At 73.8% G+C, this 18,224-nt stretch carries 11 protein-coding genes; 3 read left to right on the top strand and 8 right to left on the bottom strand.

Features of this window, described 5'->3' with window-relative positions:
• Positions 1-685: 685 nt before the first annotated feature.
• The 4 genes from I5Q34_RS06715 to I5Q34_RS06700 all read right to left on the bottom strand — a co-directional run bounded on the left by I5Q34_RS06715 (position 686) and on the right by I5Q34_RS06700 (position 6,580).
• Positions 686-3,100: a [protein-PII] uridylyltransferase gene (locus I5Q34_RS06715; RefSeq protein ID WP_199891217.1), complete on the bottom strand. Its 2,415-nt coding sequence runs from the start codon at positions 3,098-3,100 to the stop codon at positions 686-688.
• 22 nt (positions 3,101-3,122) lie between these two features.
• Positions 3,123-3,461 carry a P-II family nitrogen regulator gene (locus I5Q34_RS06710; protein ID WP_199891216.1) on the bottom strand — a complete coding sequence of 113 codons (339 nt, stop codon included), beginning with the start codon at positions 3,459-3,461 and terminating at the stop codon, positions 3,123-3,125.
• Positions 3,458-4,741 carry an ammonium transporter gene (locus I5Q34_RS06705; RefSeq protein ID WP_199891215.1) on the bottom strand — a complete coding sequence of 428 codons (1,284 nt, stop codon included), beginning with the start codon at positions 4,739-4,741 and terminating at the stop codon, positions 3,458-3,460. Before I5Q34_RS06705 ends, I5Q34_RS06710 begins: the two co-directional genes overlap by 4 nt.
• A gap of 321 nt (positions 4,742-5,062) precedes the next feature.
• On the bottom strand, positions 5,063-6,580 hold the full coding sequence (locus I5Q34_RS06700; protein ID WP_374192983.1) for a hypothetical protein: 1,518 nt from the start codon (positions 6,578-6,580) through the stop codon (positions 5,063-5,065).
• A gap of 435 nt (positions 6,581-7,015) precedes the next feature.
• Between I5Q34_RS06700 and I5Q34_RS06695 the strand changes: the two genes are divergently transcribed.
• Entirely contained in the window at positions 7,016-7,687 is a 672-nt protein-coding gene (locus tag I5Q34_RS06695; RefSeq protein WP_199891214.1) for a bifunctional DNA primase/polymerase, read from the top strand.
• Between the two features lie 91 nt (positions 7,688-7,778).
• Here the strand turns inward: I5Q34_RS06695 and ftsY are convergent, their stop codons facing one another.
• On the bottom strand, positions 7,779-9,014 hold the full coding sequence (ftsY, locus tag I5Q34_RS06690; protein WP_199891213.1) for a signal recognition particle-docking protein FtsY: 1,236 nt from the start codon (positions 9,012-9,014) through the stop codon (positions 7,779-7,781).
• Between the two features lie 229 nt (positions 9,015-9,243).
• Between ftsY and I5Q34_RS06685 the strand changes: the two genes are divergently transcribed.
• Positions 9,244-10,734, top strand: coding sequence for a cytosine permease (locus tag I5Q34_RS06685; protein ID WP_199891212.1), 1,491 nt, complete (start codon positions 9,244-9,246; stop codon positions 10,732-10,734).
• Between the two features lie 135 nt (positions 10,735-10,869).
• A complete protein-coding gene (locus tag I5Q34_RS06680) occupies positions 10,870-12,054 on the top strand; it encodes an aminotransferase class I/II-fold pyridoxal phosphate-dependent enzyme (RefSeq protein WP_199891211.1) in 1,185 nt (394 codons plus the stop codon).
• Here I5Q34_RS06680 and I5Q34_RS06675 read toward each other — a convergent pair.
• The 3 genes from I5Q34_RS06675 to smc form a co-directional block, all read right to left on the bottom strand.
• Positions 11,946-12,692: a serine hydrolase gene (locus I5Q34_RS06675; RefSeq protein ID WP_199891210.1), complete on the bottom strand. Its 747-nt coding sequence runs from the start codon at positions 12,690-12,692 to the stop codon at positions 11,946-11,948. The genes I5Q34_RS06680 and I5Q34_RS06675 overlap by 109 nt on opposite strands.
• Positions 12,693-12,794: 102 nt before the next feature.
• Complete coding sequence (locus tag I5Q34_RS06670; protein WP_199891209.1) at positions 12,795-14,213, bottom strand: sugar porter family MFS transporter; 1,419 nt, start codon at positions 14,211-14,213, stop codon at positions 12,795-12,797.
• A 256-nt stretch (positions 14,214-14,469) separates the two neighbouring features.
• Positions 14,470-18,012: a chromosome segregation protein SMC gene (gene smc, locus I5Q34_RS06665; RefSeq protein ID WP_199891208.1), complete on the bottom strand. Its 3,543-nt coding sequence runs from the start codon at positions 18,010-18,012 to the stop codon at positions 14,470-14,472.
• Positions 18,013-18,224 lie beyond the last annotated feature (212 nt).

Below are 18,224 nucleotides of genomic sequence, written 5' to 3'. Positions count from 1 at the left end.
GGGCGGCGGGGGGGGGGGTGTTGGGGGCGGGGGGGTGAGCGTTGGCCCGCGGGGGGGGGTTTCCCCCCGCCCCCCCCCTTCCCCGGTTCCCCCGGGGGCGCCCCCGGGGGCCCGTACCGCGGCTGCGCCGCGTTGGCCGGGGGCTGCGCCCCCTGGACCCCTGGAACCGCGCTCCGCGCGGTGAGCGGGGGGCTGCGCCCCCTGCGCCCCCATCGGGGCTGCACCCCTGGCCCCTGTTCCGGGGCCGGCCCTGGCCTGCTGCGGGGCCGCGTCCTCGCGTCCGCTCCCGGGGCTGCGCCCCCTGCCCCCCTTCGGGGCTCCGCCCCGGACCCCGTATCGCGGCTCCGCCGCTCGTCCTCAAGCTCCCCGGAGGGGGCAACCCCCAGACGGGCTGGATTTCGCGCCCGGGCTGTATATCGGCTGCGGGAGGATCGGCTGCGGGAGGTTTTCAGCCCGGGCGCACAACTCAGCCCGTCTGGGGGTTGCCCCCTCCGGGGAGCTTGAGGACAGCGCCCGCAGGGCGCTTCGGGGGTGCAGGGGGCGGAGCCCCCGCCTCACCGCGCGGAGCGCGGTTCCAGGGGTCAACGCGGCGGAGCCGCGTTGCGGGCCCGGGGCGGAGCCGCGTTGCGGGCCCGGGGCGGAGCCCCGGAGGAAACGGTGAAAGGGCGGGGCGGGGACAACCCCCTTACCCCACCAGCGCCCGCTCCACCGCCCCCGCGACCTCCCCCGCCGCGGACTCCCCCAGCGGCTCCCCTCCCACCCCCGTCACATAGAACGCGTCCACAACGCTCCCGCCCAGCGTCGACACATACGCGCTCCGCACCCACACCCCCGCGCCCTCCAGCGCCCGCCCGATCCGGTGCAGCAGCCCGGGCCCGTCCTCCGCCCGGACCTCCAGCACCGTCGCGGAACGCGAGCCGCCCTCCGCGACCGTCACCGAGGGCGGCGGCACGGTGCCCCGGCGCCGGCCCGCGCCCGTGCCCGTGCCCGCGTACGCGGCCTCCCGCTCCGCCAGCCGCCCCGCGACGTCCAGCGACCCGTCCAGCGCCCGGACGAGATCGTTCCGCAGCCGGGCCGCCTCCGGCAGCTCCCCGTACTCCGCCGCGACCCGCCAGCGCAGCAGCAGGACGGAGCCGTCCACCGCCCGCAGGTCGGCCGTGCGCACGGCGAGCCGGTGCAGCGCGAGGACCCCGGCCGCGGCCGGCAGCACCCCCGGCTGGTCGGGCACGGCGAGCAGCAGCTCGGCACCGTCCGCGCCGGCGGACAGCTCCACGGCCAAGCCGCCCGAGGCCAGCGTCCGTGCCGCCAGGCGCTCCTGCGCGGGCGTCGGCGGCGGCGGAACCGCACGCTCCGCGGCCGGCTCCCCGGCGAGCACCGCCGCCGCCCGCCGCACCAGGTCCGCGACGAGCGACGCCCGCCAGGCGCTCCACGCCGCCGGCCCGGTGGCCAGCGCGTCCGCCTCCGTCAGGGCGTGGAGCAACTCCAGGGTCTCCGCGTCCGCGACCGCGTCGGTGACCGCGCGGACCGTCGCCGGGTCGTCGAGGTCGCGCCGGGTGGCGGTCTCCACGAGGAGCAGGTGGTGGCGGACGAGCGTGGCGACGACGGACGCGTCCCCGTCGCCGAAGCCGATCCGCAGCGTCACGTCGCGGGCGACGGCCGCCCCGGTGACGGAGTGATCGCCCTGATCGTGTCCCTTGCCGATGTCGTGCAGCAGGGCGGCGACCAGGAGCAGGTCGGGCCGGGCGACGCGGCGGGCGAGGGCCGCGGCCCGGACGCAGGTCTCGACCAGGTGCCGGTCCACGGTCCACCGGTGGACGGCGTTCCGCTGCGGCCGGTGGCGCACCCGCTCCCACTCGGGCAGCAGCCGGGAGACGAGGCCCTCCGCCTCCAGCGCCTCCCAGGCGGCGACGGTGGGCTCGCCGGCCCCGAGCAGGGTGACGAACTGCTCGCGCGCCTCGGCGGGCCACGGCTCGGGCAGCGGCCCGGCGCCCCTGAGCCGCCGCACGGTGTGGGTGGCCAGCGGCAGCCCTGCCCGCGCGGCCGCGGCCGCGGCGCGCAGCGGCAGGACGGGGTCCCGGTCGGGCCGCGCGGTCCGGGCGAGGACCGCCTCGCCGTCCTGCTCGACGACGCCCTCGGCGAGCGGCACGCGCTCGGGCTCGACGAACCCCCCGCGCCCGCCCCGGCCCCCGAGCACCCGGCGCAGCCGCGGCCGCCCCGAGCGGGAGCGCAGCACGCGGCCGACCTCGCGCCAGGTCGCGTCGCCGGAGTGGGAGACGGTGGCGGCGGCCCGGTAGACGCGGCGCAGCAGGGTGTCGGCGTCAGGGAGCCCGAGGGCGGCGGCGACCTGGTCCTGCTCCTGCAGGGTCAGGCGGTCGGTGGCGCGTCCGGTGGTGCGGTGGAGGGCGTCGCGGGTGTCGAGGAGCAGGATGCGGGCCTCGTCCAGGCCCTGGCGGGGGGCGTCGGCGAGCCAGGAGGCGGCGACGGCGCGCAGCGCGGTGGCGTCCCGCAGGCCGCCGCGGGCCTCCTTGAGGTCGGGTTCGAGGAGGAAGCGCAACTCGCCCTGGCGGCGGGCCCGTTCCTCACACAGTTCGCGCAGTTCGGGCAGGCGGCGCGGGGCCTGGGCGCGCCAGTCGGCGTAGGCGGTGGTGCGCAGGGCGGTGGTGAGGGCGGGGTCGCCGGCGAGGTGGCGGGCGTCGAGGAGGCCGAGGTGGACCTTGAGGTCGTCGCCGGCCGTGGCGCGGGCCCCGGCGGGGGTGCGCACGGCGTGGTCGAGGGCGAGGCCCATGTCCCAGACGGGGTACCAGACGCGGTCGGCGACGGCGGCGACGTGGCCGGGGTCGGCGGTGGGGTGGTGCAGCAGGAGGAGGTCGAGGTCGCTGCGGGGGGACAGCTCGCCGCGTCCGTAGCCGCCGACGGCGACGAGGGCGACGCCGTGGGCGCGGCCGAGGAGGGCGCCGAGCCACTCGTCGGTGAGGCGGGCGAGCGCGGTGCGCAGCGCGGGCCCGGCGGGTGCCGCCCCGCCGAGGAGGCGGAGCCGGGCCGCGGCGTAGCCGCCGGCGTCCGGGGCGGTGTCGGTGGCGCGCAGGCCGGTGTGCGTCAACTCGGCTCCCTCCTCGGGCGGTTCACAGGGCGTCGGGTCCGCGTTCGCCGGTGCGGACGCGGACCACCGTCTCGACGGGGACGACCCAGACCTTGCCGTCGCCGATCTTCCCGGTGCGGGCGGCGGTGACGATGACGTCGACGACGTCGGGGGCGTCCTGGTCCTCGACGAGGACCTCTATGCGGGACTTGGGGAGGGTGTCGATGCGGTACTCGGCCCCGCGGTAGACCTCGGTGTGGCCGCGCTGGCGGCCGTGCCCCTGGACCTCGGTGATGGTCAGGCCCTGGATGCCGAACCGCTGGAGGGCCTCCTTGACGTCGTCGACGCGGTGCGGTTTGACGACGGCGGTGACGAGCTTCATGCGTCCACCTTCTTGTGGTGCTGCGGTGCTTCGTGCGGGGTGCGGGGCGCCTGGTTGTCGCGCGGGGCCGTGGTGCCGCCGACGGCGCTGTGGTCGTAGGCGGTCTCGGCGTGGAAGGCCCGGTCGAGGCCGGCGATCTCGTCGTCCTCGGTGGCCCGGAAGCCGATGGTCCGGTCCACGAGCTTGGCGAGCAGCCAGGAGACGGTGAAGGAGTAGGCGAGGACGGCGAAGGCGCCGGCGGCCTGGCGGCCGAGCTGGACGGCGCCGCCGACCCCGTCGGTGGCGAGGAGGCCGACGAGGAGGGTGCCGAGGAGGCCGCCGACGAGGTGGACGCCGATCACGTCGAGGGAATCGTCGTAGCCGAGCCGGAACTTGAGGCCGACGGCCCAGGAGCAGACGGCTCCGGCGACGATGCCGATGAGGAGGGCGCCGAAGGCGTTCACGGCGGCGCCGGAGGGGGTGATGGCGACGAGGCCGGCGACGGCTCCGGAGGCGGCGCCGAGGGTGGTGAACGCGCCGTGCCGCACGCGTTCGTAGGCGAGCCAGCCGAGCATGGCGGCGCCGGTGGCGACCTGGGTGTTGAGGGCCATGTTGGCGGCGGTGCCGTTGGCGGCGAGCGCGGAGCCGGCGTTGAAGCCGAACCAGCCGAACCAGAGCAGCGCGGCGCCGAGCATCACCAGCGGGAGGCTGTGGGGGCGCATGGGGTCCCTGCGGAAGCCGATGCGCTTGCCGACGACGAGGAGGGCGGCGAGGGCCCCGACGCCGGCGTTGATGTGGACGGCCGTGCCGCCGGCGAAGTCGATCACCTTGAGTTTGAAGAGCCAGCCGCCGGGCTGCCAGACCCAGTGGGCGACCGGGAAGTAGACGACGGTGACCCAGAGGGTGACGAACAGGCACCAGGCGCCGAACTTCACCCGGTCCGCGAGGGCGCCGCTCATCAGGGCGGGGGTGAGGACCGCGAACATCAGCTGGAAGAGGGCGAAGGCGAAGACCGGGATGCCCTCCGTGCCGCCGGTCAAGGTGTCGGGCCGGATGCCCTTGAGGCCGATGTGGTCCAGGTTGCCGAGGAGGCCGCCGCCGATGTCGTCCCCGAAGGCGAGCGAGTAGCCGAAGAGCACCCAGAGCACGGTGACGATGCCGAGCGAGACGAAGGACATCATCAGCATGTTCAGGGCGCTCTTGACCCGGACCATGCCGCCGTAGAAGAAGGCCAGGCCCGGCGTCATCAGCATCACGAGCGCGGCGCTGATCAGGACGAACGCGGTGTCCGCTGCATTCACGACCGTGTCTCCTCGCGGGTGGGGCCCGTGCCCCCGTGCGCGAGGGGCCCGTGGCGGGCCGGTGTGTGGCCACGAGGCTGACGCAGTGCGGTTTCGGCCAGGACAGACGGCTGTTTCGGGCCGGTGACGAAGCCGGCCCGTGTGTTACGGCACGGTGAACGGCGCTCGCCCGGCGTCCCTGCCGCCCCCGGGCCCCTTCCCCCGAAAAACACGGGGCCGGCCGCGGCGACCGCCCGGTGTGACCGGCGTGGGGGAGCCGAGTCGGGCTGTACGGGAGGGTCGCCGCGGCCGGGATCGGGGGCCGGGAGGGAGCCCGGCGGCTCACACCGCGTGGGCGGCCTCGGTTTCCGGCAGGTGGAGGGCCATCTGCTCGGTCAGGTCGCGCACTTCGGCGACGCCGCCGAAGTCGCGCAGGGCGGTGCCGGCGGTCTTGCGGAGGCGGTTGTTGACCCGCTCGGAGCGGACCTGCTTGGCGATGCGGAGGGCCTTGCCCAGACGTGCCGTGGACACCTCGGGCTCGCGCTCCATCAGATCCACGGTGGCCAGGCCGATGAGGTTGAGGGCGTAGGAGCGCTGGTGCTCGCCGTCCTCCTCGAAGAGGGTGACGGCCCGCTCCATCTTGGGGCGGGCGAGCGAGGCGTACGTGGGGCTGCGGCCCGCGACGTAGGCGAGGTCGCGGAAGGAGTGGGCGTTCTCCGCGTTGAGCTCGGCCTCGGAGAAGAAGCTGATCCAGTCGGGGTCGGTGTCACGGGCGGTGCAGTCGGAGAAGCAGTCCTCGGCCATGCCCACGGCTCGTTTGCACTTGGCGGGCTGGCCCATGCTCGCGTACGCGCGGCCTTCCATCGCATACAACATGGCCTGGGTGCGGGGCGTGGCCGTCTCCCGCGATCCGTACTGCCCGAGGTGGATGAGCTCCAACGCGTCCTCGGGGCGGCCGAGATGGATCATCTGGCGGCTCATGCTGGAGAGGATGTACGAGCCGAGGGGGCGGTCGCCCGCCTCCTTGGCGGCGTGCAGCGCCAGCACGAAGTACTTCTGGGCGGTGGGGTGCAGGCCGATGTCGTAGCTCATCCAGCCCGCCAGCTCGGCCAGTTCGGCCGCGACCTTGAACAGGCGCTTGGACGTCTCGTCGGACTGGGGCTCCTGGAGCAGGTCGGTGACCTCGTGGAGCTGGCCGACCACGGCCTTGCGGCGCAGCCCGCCGCCGCACTGGGCGTCCCAGGCGCGGAACATCCGGGTGGTGGACTCCAGGAGGTCGAGCTCGGGCTTGGAGAGCCGGGCGCGGCGGGAACCGAGCGCGTCGGCCGGGGGCTCGCCGGTGGCCGACGGGCCCGGCACCAGCCAGCGCTGCATGGGCTCGATGAGGGCGGGGCCGGCGGAGAGCGCGAGCGAGGTGCCGAGGAAGCCGCGGCGGGCCAGCATCAGGTCGCTGCGGGAGAACTCGCTGATCAGCTCGACGGTTTGGGGGGCCGCCCAGGGCAGGTCGACGCCCGAGACGGACGGCGACTGGTGGGCGACGCGCAGGCCGATGTCCTCCACGCCGACGACGCAGCCGAACCGTTCGGAGAAGAGCTCGGAGAGGATCTTGGGGATGGGCTCGCGGGGCTGCTCGCCGTCGAGCCAGCGGCGCACCCGGGAGGTGTCCGTACTGATGTGGTGGGCGCCGAGCTGCCGGGCGCGGCGGTTCACCTGGCGCGCCAGCTCGCCCTTGGACCATCCGCTGCGCAGGAACCAGGAGTTGAGCTGCTCATTGGGGCGCTTCTCCGGTTTGTCACCGCCGGGCCGCACGGCCCCGGCCGAACCACCGGCACCGCCGGTGCCACTGACGCTGCCGTCCACTGGAACGCCCCCATCCCGACCGTCCGCTCCCGCGCTTCCGGTGCGCGGGCCGCCTGTGTACGTAACCGCCGGCGCAGGGCGCCGGTCACGTGGTCGCGGCGCGGGCCCGTCCGAGGGGCCTCCGCTCACGCTCCACACACCGAAAGTAATCCTACGATCACGGCCGACGCGAGTGCGGCCCGGTAATCGCCACCATTCGCCACCCCAAGGAATGAACTCCCGGCGCTCTCGGCACGATTGACTTGACACGAACACCGGATACCGGAGGACGGGGCGGCGGAAAAGAGGCGGACGGTCGCGCGGCATGGCGCGCGCAGCAGGTCACGCCACCTGCCGCACACCGTCACGCCGTCGTGAAGCAGGTCGTCCGCGACCGTAAGTGTCCGGGAAACTCCGACCCGTAACCAACCGCGAACAGGACCCGTTGGAGGGGGCATGGGCTTCACAATCGGCGGCATCCGGGATCTGCGTTCGGGCTCTCGGCGCCGGGGCCGCGCGTCCGAATCCGTGACCACCATCGCGGAATACACCGGGCTCTGGGGCTGGGATGTGACCCCCGGGGCCCACGCCGTGCGCGGCGGCCAGCGGATCACCTGCTCGTGCGGCGCCGCCGACTGCCCGTCCCCCGGCGCCCATCCGCTCCCCCTCGCCCCCTCGGTCCCCGCGGGCGCCACGCTGGACGAGGCCACGGCGGCCTGGTCCCGGGTGCCGGGCGCGGCCGTACTGCTGCCCGTGGGGCGCTCGTTCGACGTCCTGGAGGTCGCGGAGGCGGCCGGGCGGCACGCGCTGGCCCGGCTGGAGCGGATGGGCCTGCCGCTCGGCCCGGTGACCCTCACCCCGCACGGCCGCGCGCAGTTCTTCGTCGCCCCGGGCGCCGCCGCCGAACTCCCCCGCCTGCTCTACCGGATGGGCTGGGACGACGCCCGGCTCGACCTGCACGGCCTGGGCCCCGGCGACCACATCACCGCACCCCCCTCGGACTTCGCGGGCCTCGGCCCGGTGCGCTGGCTGCGTCCGCCGGCCCTCGACACGGCCTACCGGCCGCCGGAGGCCCGGCTGTTGCTCGGCACGCTCGCCTACGTCTGCCACCGCTCGGGCACCGCCTGACCCGTACGCCCCTCACGTCCGCGCATACGCCGACGGGTCCTGCCGCAACCCCACCTGCGACAGGACCCGTCATCGTTGTGCGAGCGTGCGCTCAGTCCCCGATCAGCGCGTCGACGAACGCCTCCGGCTCGAACGGCGCGAGGTCGTCCGCCCCCTCGCCCAGGCCCACCAGCTTCACGGGCACGCCCAGTTCGCGCTGGACGGCCACGATGATGCCGCCCTTGGCGGTGCCGTCGAGCTTGGTGAGGACGACGCCGGTGATGTTGACGACCTCGGCGAAGACGCGGGCCTGCACCAGGCCGTTCTGCCCGGTGGTGGCGTCCAGCACCAGCAGCACCTCGTCCACCGAGCCGTGCTTCTCCACGACGCGCTTGACCTTGCCGAGCTCGTCCATGAGCCCGGTCTTGGTGTGCAGCCGGCCGGCGGTGTCGATGAGGACGACGTCCGCGTTCTCCGTGATGCCTTCCTTGACCGCGTCGAAGGCGATCGACGCCGGGTCGCCGCCCTCGGGGCCGCGGACCGTGCGGGCGCCCACCCGCTCGCCCCAGGTCTGCAGCTGGTCGGCGGCCGCGGCGCGGAAGGTGTCCGCCGCGCCGAGGACGACGGACTTGCCGTCGGCGACCAGGACGCGGGCGAGCTTGCCGGTGGTGGTGGTCTTGCCGGTGCCGTTGACGCCGACGACCATCACGACGCCGGGCTTCTCCTCGCCGTTCGTGCCGACACCGGGCTCGGTGTGCACGCTGCGGTCGAAGTCCGTGCCGATGAGCGTGAGCAGTTCCTCGCGGAGCAGGTCGCGCAGCTCCTCGGGGGTCCGGGTGCCGAGCACCTTCACGCGCTCGCGCAGCCGCTCGACCAGCTCCTGCGTGGGGGCGACGCCGACGTCGGCGGTCAGCAGGGTGTCCTCGATCTCCTCCCAGGTGTCCTCGTCGAGGTGCTCGCGGGACAGCAGGGTCAGCAGCCCCTTGCCCAGGGAGTTCTGCGAACGCGACAGGCGGGCCCGGAGCCGGACGAGCCGGCCCGCGGTGGGCTCGGGCACCTCGAGCGCGGGCTCGGCCGGGGCCTCGGGGGCCTCCGGCTCGACGACGGGCTCCTCCGCGGCCGGTGCCTCGGCCGGCGGCAGCTCCACCTCCTCGACGGTGCGGCGCTTCTCTTCCCTCGGGGCCTCGGCCTCCTCGCCGACGTGGGGCTCGGCGGGCGGCGCGGTGACGGACGGGCTGCTCGGCGGCGCCGGGGGCAGCTGCTTCTTCTTGCGGCTGCTCACCACGAGCCCGCTGATCGCGCCGAGCGCGACCACAGCGATGACTACGGCAAGGATGACGATTTCCATAACGCATCCAGTATCGGACACCACGGTGGCCGAGGACCGCAGTGCGCCGAGGTGCACGGAACTGGGCCCTATTTGTGCGTTGCCACAAGGACTAATGGCACTAACCGGCCAAAGTTAGATCAAAGTACGATGGCCGAGGCTCATGCCACGCGCGTAGAGTCCCAACGTCCCATTCTGTCCAGGCCCCGCCTGCAACACCCCGCTCGGAGCCCCCGATATGGCCCCCACCATGGACAACGCTGCCGAAGGCGCCAACGTGTCCAGCGTCGATGCCGCCGAAAGCGCCATCGAGACCCGCGGCATCGAACCCGTACCGGATCACGAACGGCACGGCCGGGTCCGGGAGCTCTTCCCCACCTGGGTCGCCGCCAACATCAGCGTGCTGCTGCTCACCATGGGCGCGGCGCTGATCGTCTTCAACTCCCTGAACTTCTGGCAGGTGCTGATCGTCGCGGTGTGCGCGGCGGCGGTGTCCTTCGGTCTGGTCGGCGTCCTGTCGGTCTCCGGCAAGTGGGGCGGTGCGCCGGGCGCGATGCTCTCCCGCGCGACCTTCGGTGTGCGCGGCAACCTCTTCCCGGGCGCGATCCTGTGGGTCGCCCGCTTCGGCTGGGAGACGATCAACGCGGTCACCGGCGCGTACGCCGTGCTGACCGTGCTCGACCTGCTCTTCGGCATCGGCAGCAACACGGCGCTCATCGTCGTCACGCTGTTCGCCTTCGTGGCCTGCACGTTCCTGGTGAGCGGCATGGGCCGCAAGGCGCTGAACGTCTGCAACAAGTGGTCCACGTACCTCTTCGGCGTCTTCAGCGTCCTGGTGCTCGGCTACCTGATCGTCGACATCGACTGGAACGACGTCTTCTCCAAGCCGGCCGGCTCCACGGCCATGCTGATCGCCGGCATCGGCACCATCGCCGCGGGCGGCATCAGCTGGGTCCCCACCGGTCCGGACTTCGCGCGCTACCTGCCGCACGCCGCCTCCGGCAAGAAGATCGTCGGCGTGACGGTCTCGGGCGCGGGCATCGTCATGGTCCCGATGGTCCTCATGGGCGCGGTCATGGCCGTCTCCACCCCGGACCTCGCCAAGGCCCAGGACCCGGTCTCCTTCCTCGGCGACCTGCTGCCGACCTGGCTGGCCGTGCCGTACCTGATCACCGCCATCGTGGGCATGCTGCTGATCAACAGCCTCTCGATGTACTCGGCCGGCTTCACCGCCCAGACCATGGGCGTCAAGCTGCCGCGCGCCGCGGCGGTCAGCATCAACGCGATGATCTCGCTGGTCGGCGGCCTGATGCTGATGCTGGTGGCGAAGAGCTTCCTCAGCTCCTTCATCACCTTCCTGATCCTGCTGGCGGTCTCCTTCTCCGCCTGGATCGGCGTCTACTCCGTGGACATGGCCCGCCGCCGGTCCCGCGCCGTGCGCTACGACGCCGAGGGCCTGATGGACACCGGCCGCACCAGCCGCTATTGGTACGTCGGCGGCTTCTGCTGGCAGGCGATGACGGCCTGGGCCGTGGCCCTGGCCGCGGGCCTGTGCTTCACCGACTGCGCCTGGTTCTCCGGCCCGCTGGCGACCACGTTCATCGGCAAGTACGGCCTGGGCTGGGCGGCGACGATCGTCATCTCGGCCGCGGTGATGGCCGCCCTGCCGACGCCGCGCGAGACCGCGCCGGAGGCACCGGACGCGGCCCCGGCGCGGGACCGCGAGAAGGCCGCCGCGTAACGGCTCCTCCCGCACGGCACCGAGCGCCCTCCGTCCGGATTCCGGTACGGAGGGCGCTCGCGTGTACGCCCGGTTGCCGGGCCCCCGACGGGCCAGGACACTGAGGGACGTCAACAGCCGCCTGTGAATGCGGGGATGCCCGTGACGCCATCGTTGTTCCGCATGCTGGAGTGGCACGAACAGATCGAGGCGGAGCGGCAGCAGCCCGGCGCCCGGGTCTTCGTCTCCGACTACAACGGCGGGCACCCGTTCGTCGAGAAGTACCTCGGCGAGCTCGCCGACGCCGCGCCCGGCAGGCTGGCGGACATCGCCCGGTACTCGGCGCTGGACGAAGACGCCGTACTGCGCGCCAAGATCGCCGAAATGCACCGGCGTTACGACGGGGCGGACTACGCCCCGCGCCAGGTGCTGCCCGGCGGCGGATCCAGCGCCCTCCTCGGCACCTTCGCCACCTGGCTCCTGCTGACCGGCCGCCGGCGGGTGCACTACATCGCCCCGGTGTACTACAAACTCGCCTACCTGTTCAGGCGCATGGGCGTCGAGCCGGTCCGGGTCGCCCACGGCCATGCCCACCAGCCGGAGTTCGACCTGCGGCTGCCCGCGGAACGGACCGTGCTGGTGCTCACCGACCCGGTCTGGTACGCGGGCAGACGGGTCCCCGCCGAGGTGCTGCGGCGGATCGCCGAGTGGCAGGAGGCCACGGGTTCGCTGGTGTTCGTCGACGGCACCTTCCAGTACATGCGCTGGGACGGGGAGCGCCGCGAGGAATCCGCCCGCCTGCCCGCCGACCGGACCCTGCGCCTGGTGTGCCCCACCAAATACCTCTCGGTCCACGGCTACCGCTGCGCCCACCTGCTCGTCCCCGCGGCGCTCCGGGAGGAGTTGGCCGAGCTGCACCTCAACCTCCATGGCGACGTCGCGGTTTCCGACCGCCTCTTCGCCCGTCGCGCGGCCGACCTGATGCTCGGCGAGGGCAACGGCGCGCTGGTGGAGCACATCCGCGACAGCCACCGGGTGCTGACCGCCAGTGGCGCGCTCACCGCGCGGATGCCCGTCGAGAGCGGCTTCTTCCTGTTCGCACGGCCGCGGGTGCCCCACCGCTGGTTCCTGGCCCTGGACGCGAAGTACTTCGAACTGGACGGCTTTCCCGGCTACATCCGCGTCAACCTGCTCAACCGTCCGGGCGTCGAGGCCCTGATGACCGCCGCCGGTCAGCGCTCCGAGCCGGGCCGGCCGCGCCAGACCGCGGCCGAGATCCGGGCCAGCAGCCGGGCGGCGGGGTCGCGCACGTCGTCGCCCGAGGCGAGCGGCCCGGTGTAGCAGACGGCGATCGTGTACGGCGCCGTGTCCGGCGGGTGGACCACCGCGGCGCTGTGCCGCAGCCCGGGGAACCAGCCGTTCTTGCCCGCGAGCCGGGTGCCCGGCGGCAGCCCGGCGGCCAGGTCGACGCGGTGGACGTTGTGCTCCAGCAGCGCGAGCGTGCCGGGCTCCAGCGACTCCAGCAGCCGGACCAGGTCCCGGGCGGTGACCCGGTTGTGGACGCCGGCCGCGCGGCCGGCGTAGTCCTCGATGCCGCGCGGGCTGGAGCTGCCGGTGGCCCCGGCGCGCCGCCACACCTCGGCCACGGCCTCGTGTCCCGTCTCGGCCAGGCAGAGGTTGGTGGCCAGGTTCGAGGAGTGCGTCACCATCCGGCCGGCGAGCCAGCGCAGCGACGCGGTGCCGCCCAGCAGTTCCCAGGGCCGCGGATCGCTGTCCTGCGCGGGGTCGTTGGCGTAGTCGCCGCCGGTCACGGAGACGAACCGGTTGACGACCGGGACGCGGCGGTCCAGGTCCGTGCCGCCGCGCAGCAGCGCCGCGAGCACCGCCATCTTCATGGTGCTGGCCGCGTCGTGCGGTTCGTCCGCGTTCCGCGCGATCACCGGAGCGCGCCGCCAGGGTGCCACGACGAGGGAGAGCACAGCTCATCGTAGGACGCGCGGGGCACGGCAGGGGTGCGCGAACGAAGAGGCCGCCCCGCACAGCGGGACGGCCTCTTCGAGAAGACGGGCGGCGGGGGGTTGTCAGCCCATCTCCTCCAACGCCTTGCCCTTGGTCTCCTTGACGTACTTGAGCACGAAGGGGATCGAGAGCACGGCGAAGACCGTGTAGATGATGTACGTACCCGACAGGTTCCAGTCGGACAGGCTCGGGAAGCTCGCCGTGATCGCCCAGTTCGCGACCCACTGGGCCGACGCCGCGACGCCCAGCGCCGCCGCGCGGATCCGGTTCGGGAACATCTCGCCGAGGAAGACCCAGACCACGACACCCCACGACAGGGCGAAGAAGAGCACGAACGCGTGGGCGGCGATCAGGGCCACCGTGCCCTGCGCGGTCGGCAGGGAGCCGTCCGCGGCCTGCGCGGAGAAGGCCCAGGCCTCGAGCGCGAGGGAGACGGCCATACCGGCGGAGCCGATGATGGCCAGCGGCTTGCGGCCGATCCGGTCCACGAAGATCATCGCGATCACGGTGCCGACGATGTTGATGATCGACGTGGTGAACGAGTAGAGGAACGAGTCGCTCGGGTCGATGCCCACCGACTGCCACAGGGTCGCCGAGTAGTAGAAGGCGACGTTGATGCCGACCAGTTGCTGGAAGACGGAGAGGCCGATGCCGACCCAGACGATGGGCAGCAGGCCCGCCTTGCCGCCGATGAGGTCCTTGAACGTGGACTTCTGCTCGCTGTGCATCGCGTGCTCGATCTCGGCGACGCGCGCGTCGAGGTCGATGTCCTTGCCCTCGACGTCCGCGAGGACGGCCTTGGCCTTCTCGGTGCGGCCGACGGAGATCAGGAAGCGCGGGGACTCGGGTATCACGAAGGAGAGCAGGCCGTAGAGGACGGCCGGGACGACCATGACGCCGAGCATCAGCTGCCAGGCCTCGATGCCCAGGAGCTTCCCGCGCTGGTCGCCGTCGGCGAGGTTGAGGATGCCCCAGTTGACCAGCTGCGAGATCGCGATGCCGACGACGATCGCGGCCTGCTGGAAGGAGCCCAGGCGGCCGCGGTAGGCGGGCGGCGAGACCTCGGCGATGTAGGCCGGGCCGATGACGGAGGCCATGCCGATGGCGATGCCGCCGAGGACGCGCCAGAAGGCCAGGTCCCACAGGGCGAAGGGCAGCGCGGAACCGACGGCGCTGATGGTGAAGAGGGTCGCCGAGATCTGCATCACGCGGATGCGGCCGATCCGGTCGGCGAGGCGGCCCGCGGTCGCCGCGCCGATGGCGCAGCCGATCAGCGCGATGGCGATGACCTGGGCGAGGGCGGCCGAACCGATGTCGTACTTCCCGCGGATGCCCTCGACCGCGCCGTTGATCACGGAGCTGTCGTAGCCGAAGAGGAAGCCACCCATGGCCGCGGCCGCGGTGATGAAGATGACGTGGCCGAGGTGGTCCGGCTGGGCCTTGCGACCCTCGGCCCCCTGTGCCATCGCTGTGCTGGTCAACGTGTACTCCTGGGTTCCCGGCGACGTTGCGGGGAAGGTGTGGGGTGGCCTTTTCCAGTGGGGCACAAGATCCAAGTGCCCACCAGTTGAAGGCATAAGCGACGCAGCAGACCCTATGTCTTCATTTAGCGAAGTCAATACTTTGTGACGAAGAACCAACTTCGAGGATTGAGGGGGTTTGGGTTCAATACTTGAAGTCGATCTTGAAATACCCGCCCGGTCCCGCCCGGACTCGTCCGCCCCACCCGCCCGGCGGTCACCGCAGCCGCTGGCTGATCACCTTCGAGACGCCGTCGCCCTGCATGGACACGCCGTAGAGCGCGTCCGCGACCTCCATCGTCCGCTTCTGGTGGGTGATGACGATCAGCTGTGAACTCTCCTGGAGCTCCCGCATGATCCGGATCAGCCGCTGGAGATTGGTGTCGTCCAGCGCCGCCTCGACCTCGTCCATCACGTAGAACGGGCTCGGCCGCGCCTTGAAGATGGCCACCAGCAGGGCGACGGCGGTCAGCGAGCGCTCACCGCCGGACAGCAGGGACAGCCGCTTGACCTTCTTGCCCGGCGGCCGGGCCTCCACGTCCACCCCGGTGGCGAGCATGTCGTCGGGATCGGTGAGGACGAGCCGTCCCTCGCCGCCGGGGAAGAGCCGGGAGAAGACGCCCTCGAACTCCCGGGCGGTGTCCCGGTAGGCGGCCGTGAAGACCTCCTCCACCCGGCGGTCCACGTCCTTGACGACCTGAAGCAGGTCGGCCCGGGTCTTCTTGAGGTCCTCCAGCTGCTCGGAGAGGAACTTGTGCCGCTCCTCCAGCGCCGCGAACTCCTCCAGCGCCAGCGGGTTGACCTTGCCCAGCTGCTGGTACGCGCGCTCGGCGGCGCGCAGCCGCTTCTCCTGCTCGGCGCGGACGTACGGCACCGGGGCGGGCTCGCGCGGCTCCTCCCCCTCCGCGGGCGGCACCGGCGGGACGGGCTGGCCGGGTCCGTACTCGGCGGCCAGCGCGCCGGGTTCCATCCCGAACTCCTCCAGCGCCCGCGCCTCCAACTGCTCGATGCGCAGCCGCTTCTCGGCGCCCAGCACCTCCCCCCGGTGCACCGAGTCCGTGAGCTTGTCGAGCTCGGCCTTGAGCTCCCGGGCCCGGTTGCGCCCGCCGGCCAGCTCGGCCTCCCGCCCGGCCCGCGCGGCCTCGACGGCCTGCCGCTCCTCGTCGGCGCGGACCAGCGAGACCTCGACGTGCGCCAGCAGCTGCCGGGCCCCGGCCGCGACGGCGCGGGCGACCCGCGCCTCGTGGCGCAGCCGGGCGCGCCGCCGCTCGGCGCGCTCCCGCGCCTCCCGTTCGGCGCGCGCCGCGCGGTCCAGGGAGTCCGCCCGGCCGGCGAGCGCCTTGACCCGTTCCTCGTGCGTCCGCAGCGTGAGGCGCGCCTCCATCTCGGTCTGCCGGGCGTTGGCGCCGTCGGCGGCGAGCCGGTCGCGGACGGAGGTGTCGGGCTCGGCCGGGGCCTCCTCGTCACCGAGCTCCTCGGCGGCGGCCAGCCGGGCGGCCAGTTCCTCGGCCTCCTCGCCGGCCCGGAGCAGGTCGTCCTCGGCGCGGGCCGCCGCGGCCGCCGCCCGCTCGGCCTCGCCGGCCGCGGCGCGCGCCTGCCCGGCCAGCCGGCCGAGGTCCTGCGCGAGGCGGGACTTCTCGCGGTCGGCGGTGCTGCGCAGGGCGGACAGCTCCTCGACGAGCGCGGCGCACCGGGCGCGTTCCTCCGCCGCGTTCCGCTGACCCTCGGTCAACTCGTCGCAGCGACCCTCCAGTTCGGCCAGCTCGGCCGCGGCCTCGTCGACGGCCGCCTGCACCTCCAGCAGGCTGGGGGCTCCGCCGGAACCGCCCTGCGCGAGGTGGGCGGCGAGCAGGTCGCCCTCGGCGGTGACGACGGTCAGCCCCGGGTGGGCCGCGACGGTCTCCTCGGCCTCTTCCAGGGTGTCCACGACGACGACGTCGCGCAGCAGCCTGCGTACGGCGGGCAGCAGGTCCGCGGGGCCGCTCACGAGGCCGTCGGCGTACCGGAGGCCGCCGGGGCGGTCGGCGGCGGCCGGTTCGGGGGCGCCGCCCAGCAGCAGGACGGCGCGTCCGGCATCCTCCTTCTTGAGCAGGCGCAGCGCCTCGGCGGCGGGCGCGAGGCCCGTGACGGCGACGCCGTCGGCGGCCGCGCCGAGGGCTGCGGCTACGGGGAGTTCGTGTCCGGGGGCGACGGTGAGGAGCTCGGCGGCCGGGCCCAGGAGGCCGGCCAATCGTTCCTTCGCCGACAGCAGGGCGCCCGTGCCGTCCTTGCGGCGCAGCCCGAGGGCCAGGGCGTCGTGACGGGCGGTGACGGCGGCGCGCTGCCGGTCGGCGGCGGTGGCCGCCTCGCGGGCGGCCGTGAGCGCGGCGTCGGCAGCCGTCAGCCCGGCCTTGGCCCGCTCCAGGCGGCCGGCCAGCTCGGCGTCGCCCTCCTCGGCGCCGTCCGTCTCGGCCCGTTGGAGCTCGTACGCGGCCTGCGCGGCCGCCGCGCGCTCGCGGGCCTCGTCGCGGGCGACGGCCAGCCGGCCGGTCTCCGCCTCGGCGGAGGCCACCCGGCCGCGGGCGGCGGTGACCCGGCCGTGCAGCCGGGCGAGCTCCTCGCGCCGGTCCGCGAGGGCGCGGGCGGCGTCGCGCAGCCGGCGCTCCTCCTCGGCCAGGCGGCGTTCGAGCTCGGCGCGGTGGGCGGAGGTGTCCTCCAGGGCCCGGTCGGCGGCCTCCAGGGCGGCCTCCAGCTCGGCCTCCTGCTCGCGGACCCGCCGCGCCTCGCGTTCGAGGTCCTCGGGGTCGCGGCCGCGCCGCTCCTCGTCGGGGGCGGTGGTGGCGCTGGTGACCCGGGCGTCCGCGAGGCCGATGGTGCCGCGCACCCGCTCGGTGAGCCGGGAGAGCTCGTGCCAGGTCTGCCGCGCGGCGGCCAGGCGCGGGGTGAGCTCCTCGACCTGCTGTTCCAGGGCCGCCTCGCGCTGGGCGGCGGCGCGCAGTCCGGCCTCGGCGGCGTCCCGGCGGCTCTTGAGCGCGGCCTCGTCGGCGATCTCGGCGCGCAGGGCCTCGCGCAGGGTGACCAGGTCGTCGGCGAGCAGGCGGAGCCGGGCGTCGCGCAGGTCGGCCTGGATGACGGCGGCCCGCCGGGCCACCGCGGCCTGCCGGCCCAGCGGCTTGAGCTGGCGGCGCAGCTCGTCGCCGAGGTCCTGGACGCGGGCGAGGTTGGCGCGCATCGCGTCGAGCTTGCGGAGCGCCTTCTCCTTGCGCTTGCGGTGCTTGAGGACGCCGGCGGCCTCCTCGATGAAGGCACGGCGGCCGGCCGGATCGGCGTGCAGGACGGAGTCGAGCTGGCCCTGGCCGACGATGACGTGCATCTCCCGGCCGATGCCGGAGTCGGAGAGGAGCTCCTGGATGTCCAGGAGGCGGCAGGTGTCGCCGTTGATCTGGTACTCGCTGCCGCCGTTGCGGAACATCGTCCGCGTGATGGTGACCTCGGCGTACTCGATGGGCAGCGCGCCGTCGGAGTTGTCGATGGTGAGGGAGACCTCGGCGCGGCCGAGCGGCGGCCGGCCGGTCGTCCCGGCGAAGATGACGTCCTCCATCTTGCCGCCGCGCAGCGACTTCGCGCCCTGCTCGCCCATGACCCAGGACAGGGCGTCCACGACGTTGGACTTGCCCGAGCCGTTGGGCCCCACGACACAGGTGATGCCCGGCTCGAAGCGCAGGGTCGTGGCGGAGGCGAAGGATTTGAACCCGCGCAGGGTCAGGCTCTTGAGGTGCACGCGGAAGGACTCTACCGTCCGGCGGTGCCGTGTCCCCGGCCCGTGGGACCTTCTGGCGCGCCGCCGCCGGACGCGGCCCGAGGCATGGTTTCACCCCGGAACGTGCAGGGCACATGTTGCGATGTGGGACGGGGGGAGAACGCGGATGAACGACGGGGGAAACGCCGAGGGGACCGCACCGCGAGACGACGAAGGGACGCCGGGGCGTCCCT

It is taken from the genome of Streptomyces sp. AV19, assembly GCF_015999245.1.
Lineage (GTDB): Bacteria > Actinomycetota > Actinomycetes > Streptomycetales > Streptomycetaceae > Streptomyces.
The sequence above is the reverse complement of the archived record's forward strand: the minus strand, read 5'-3'. Positions and strand labels throughout refer to the sequence as shown.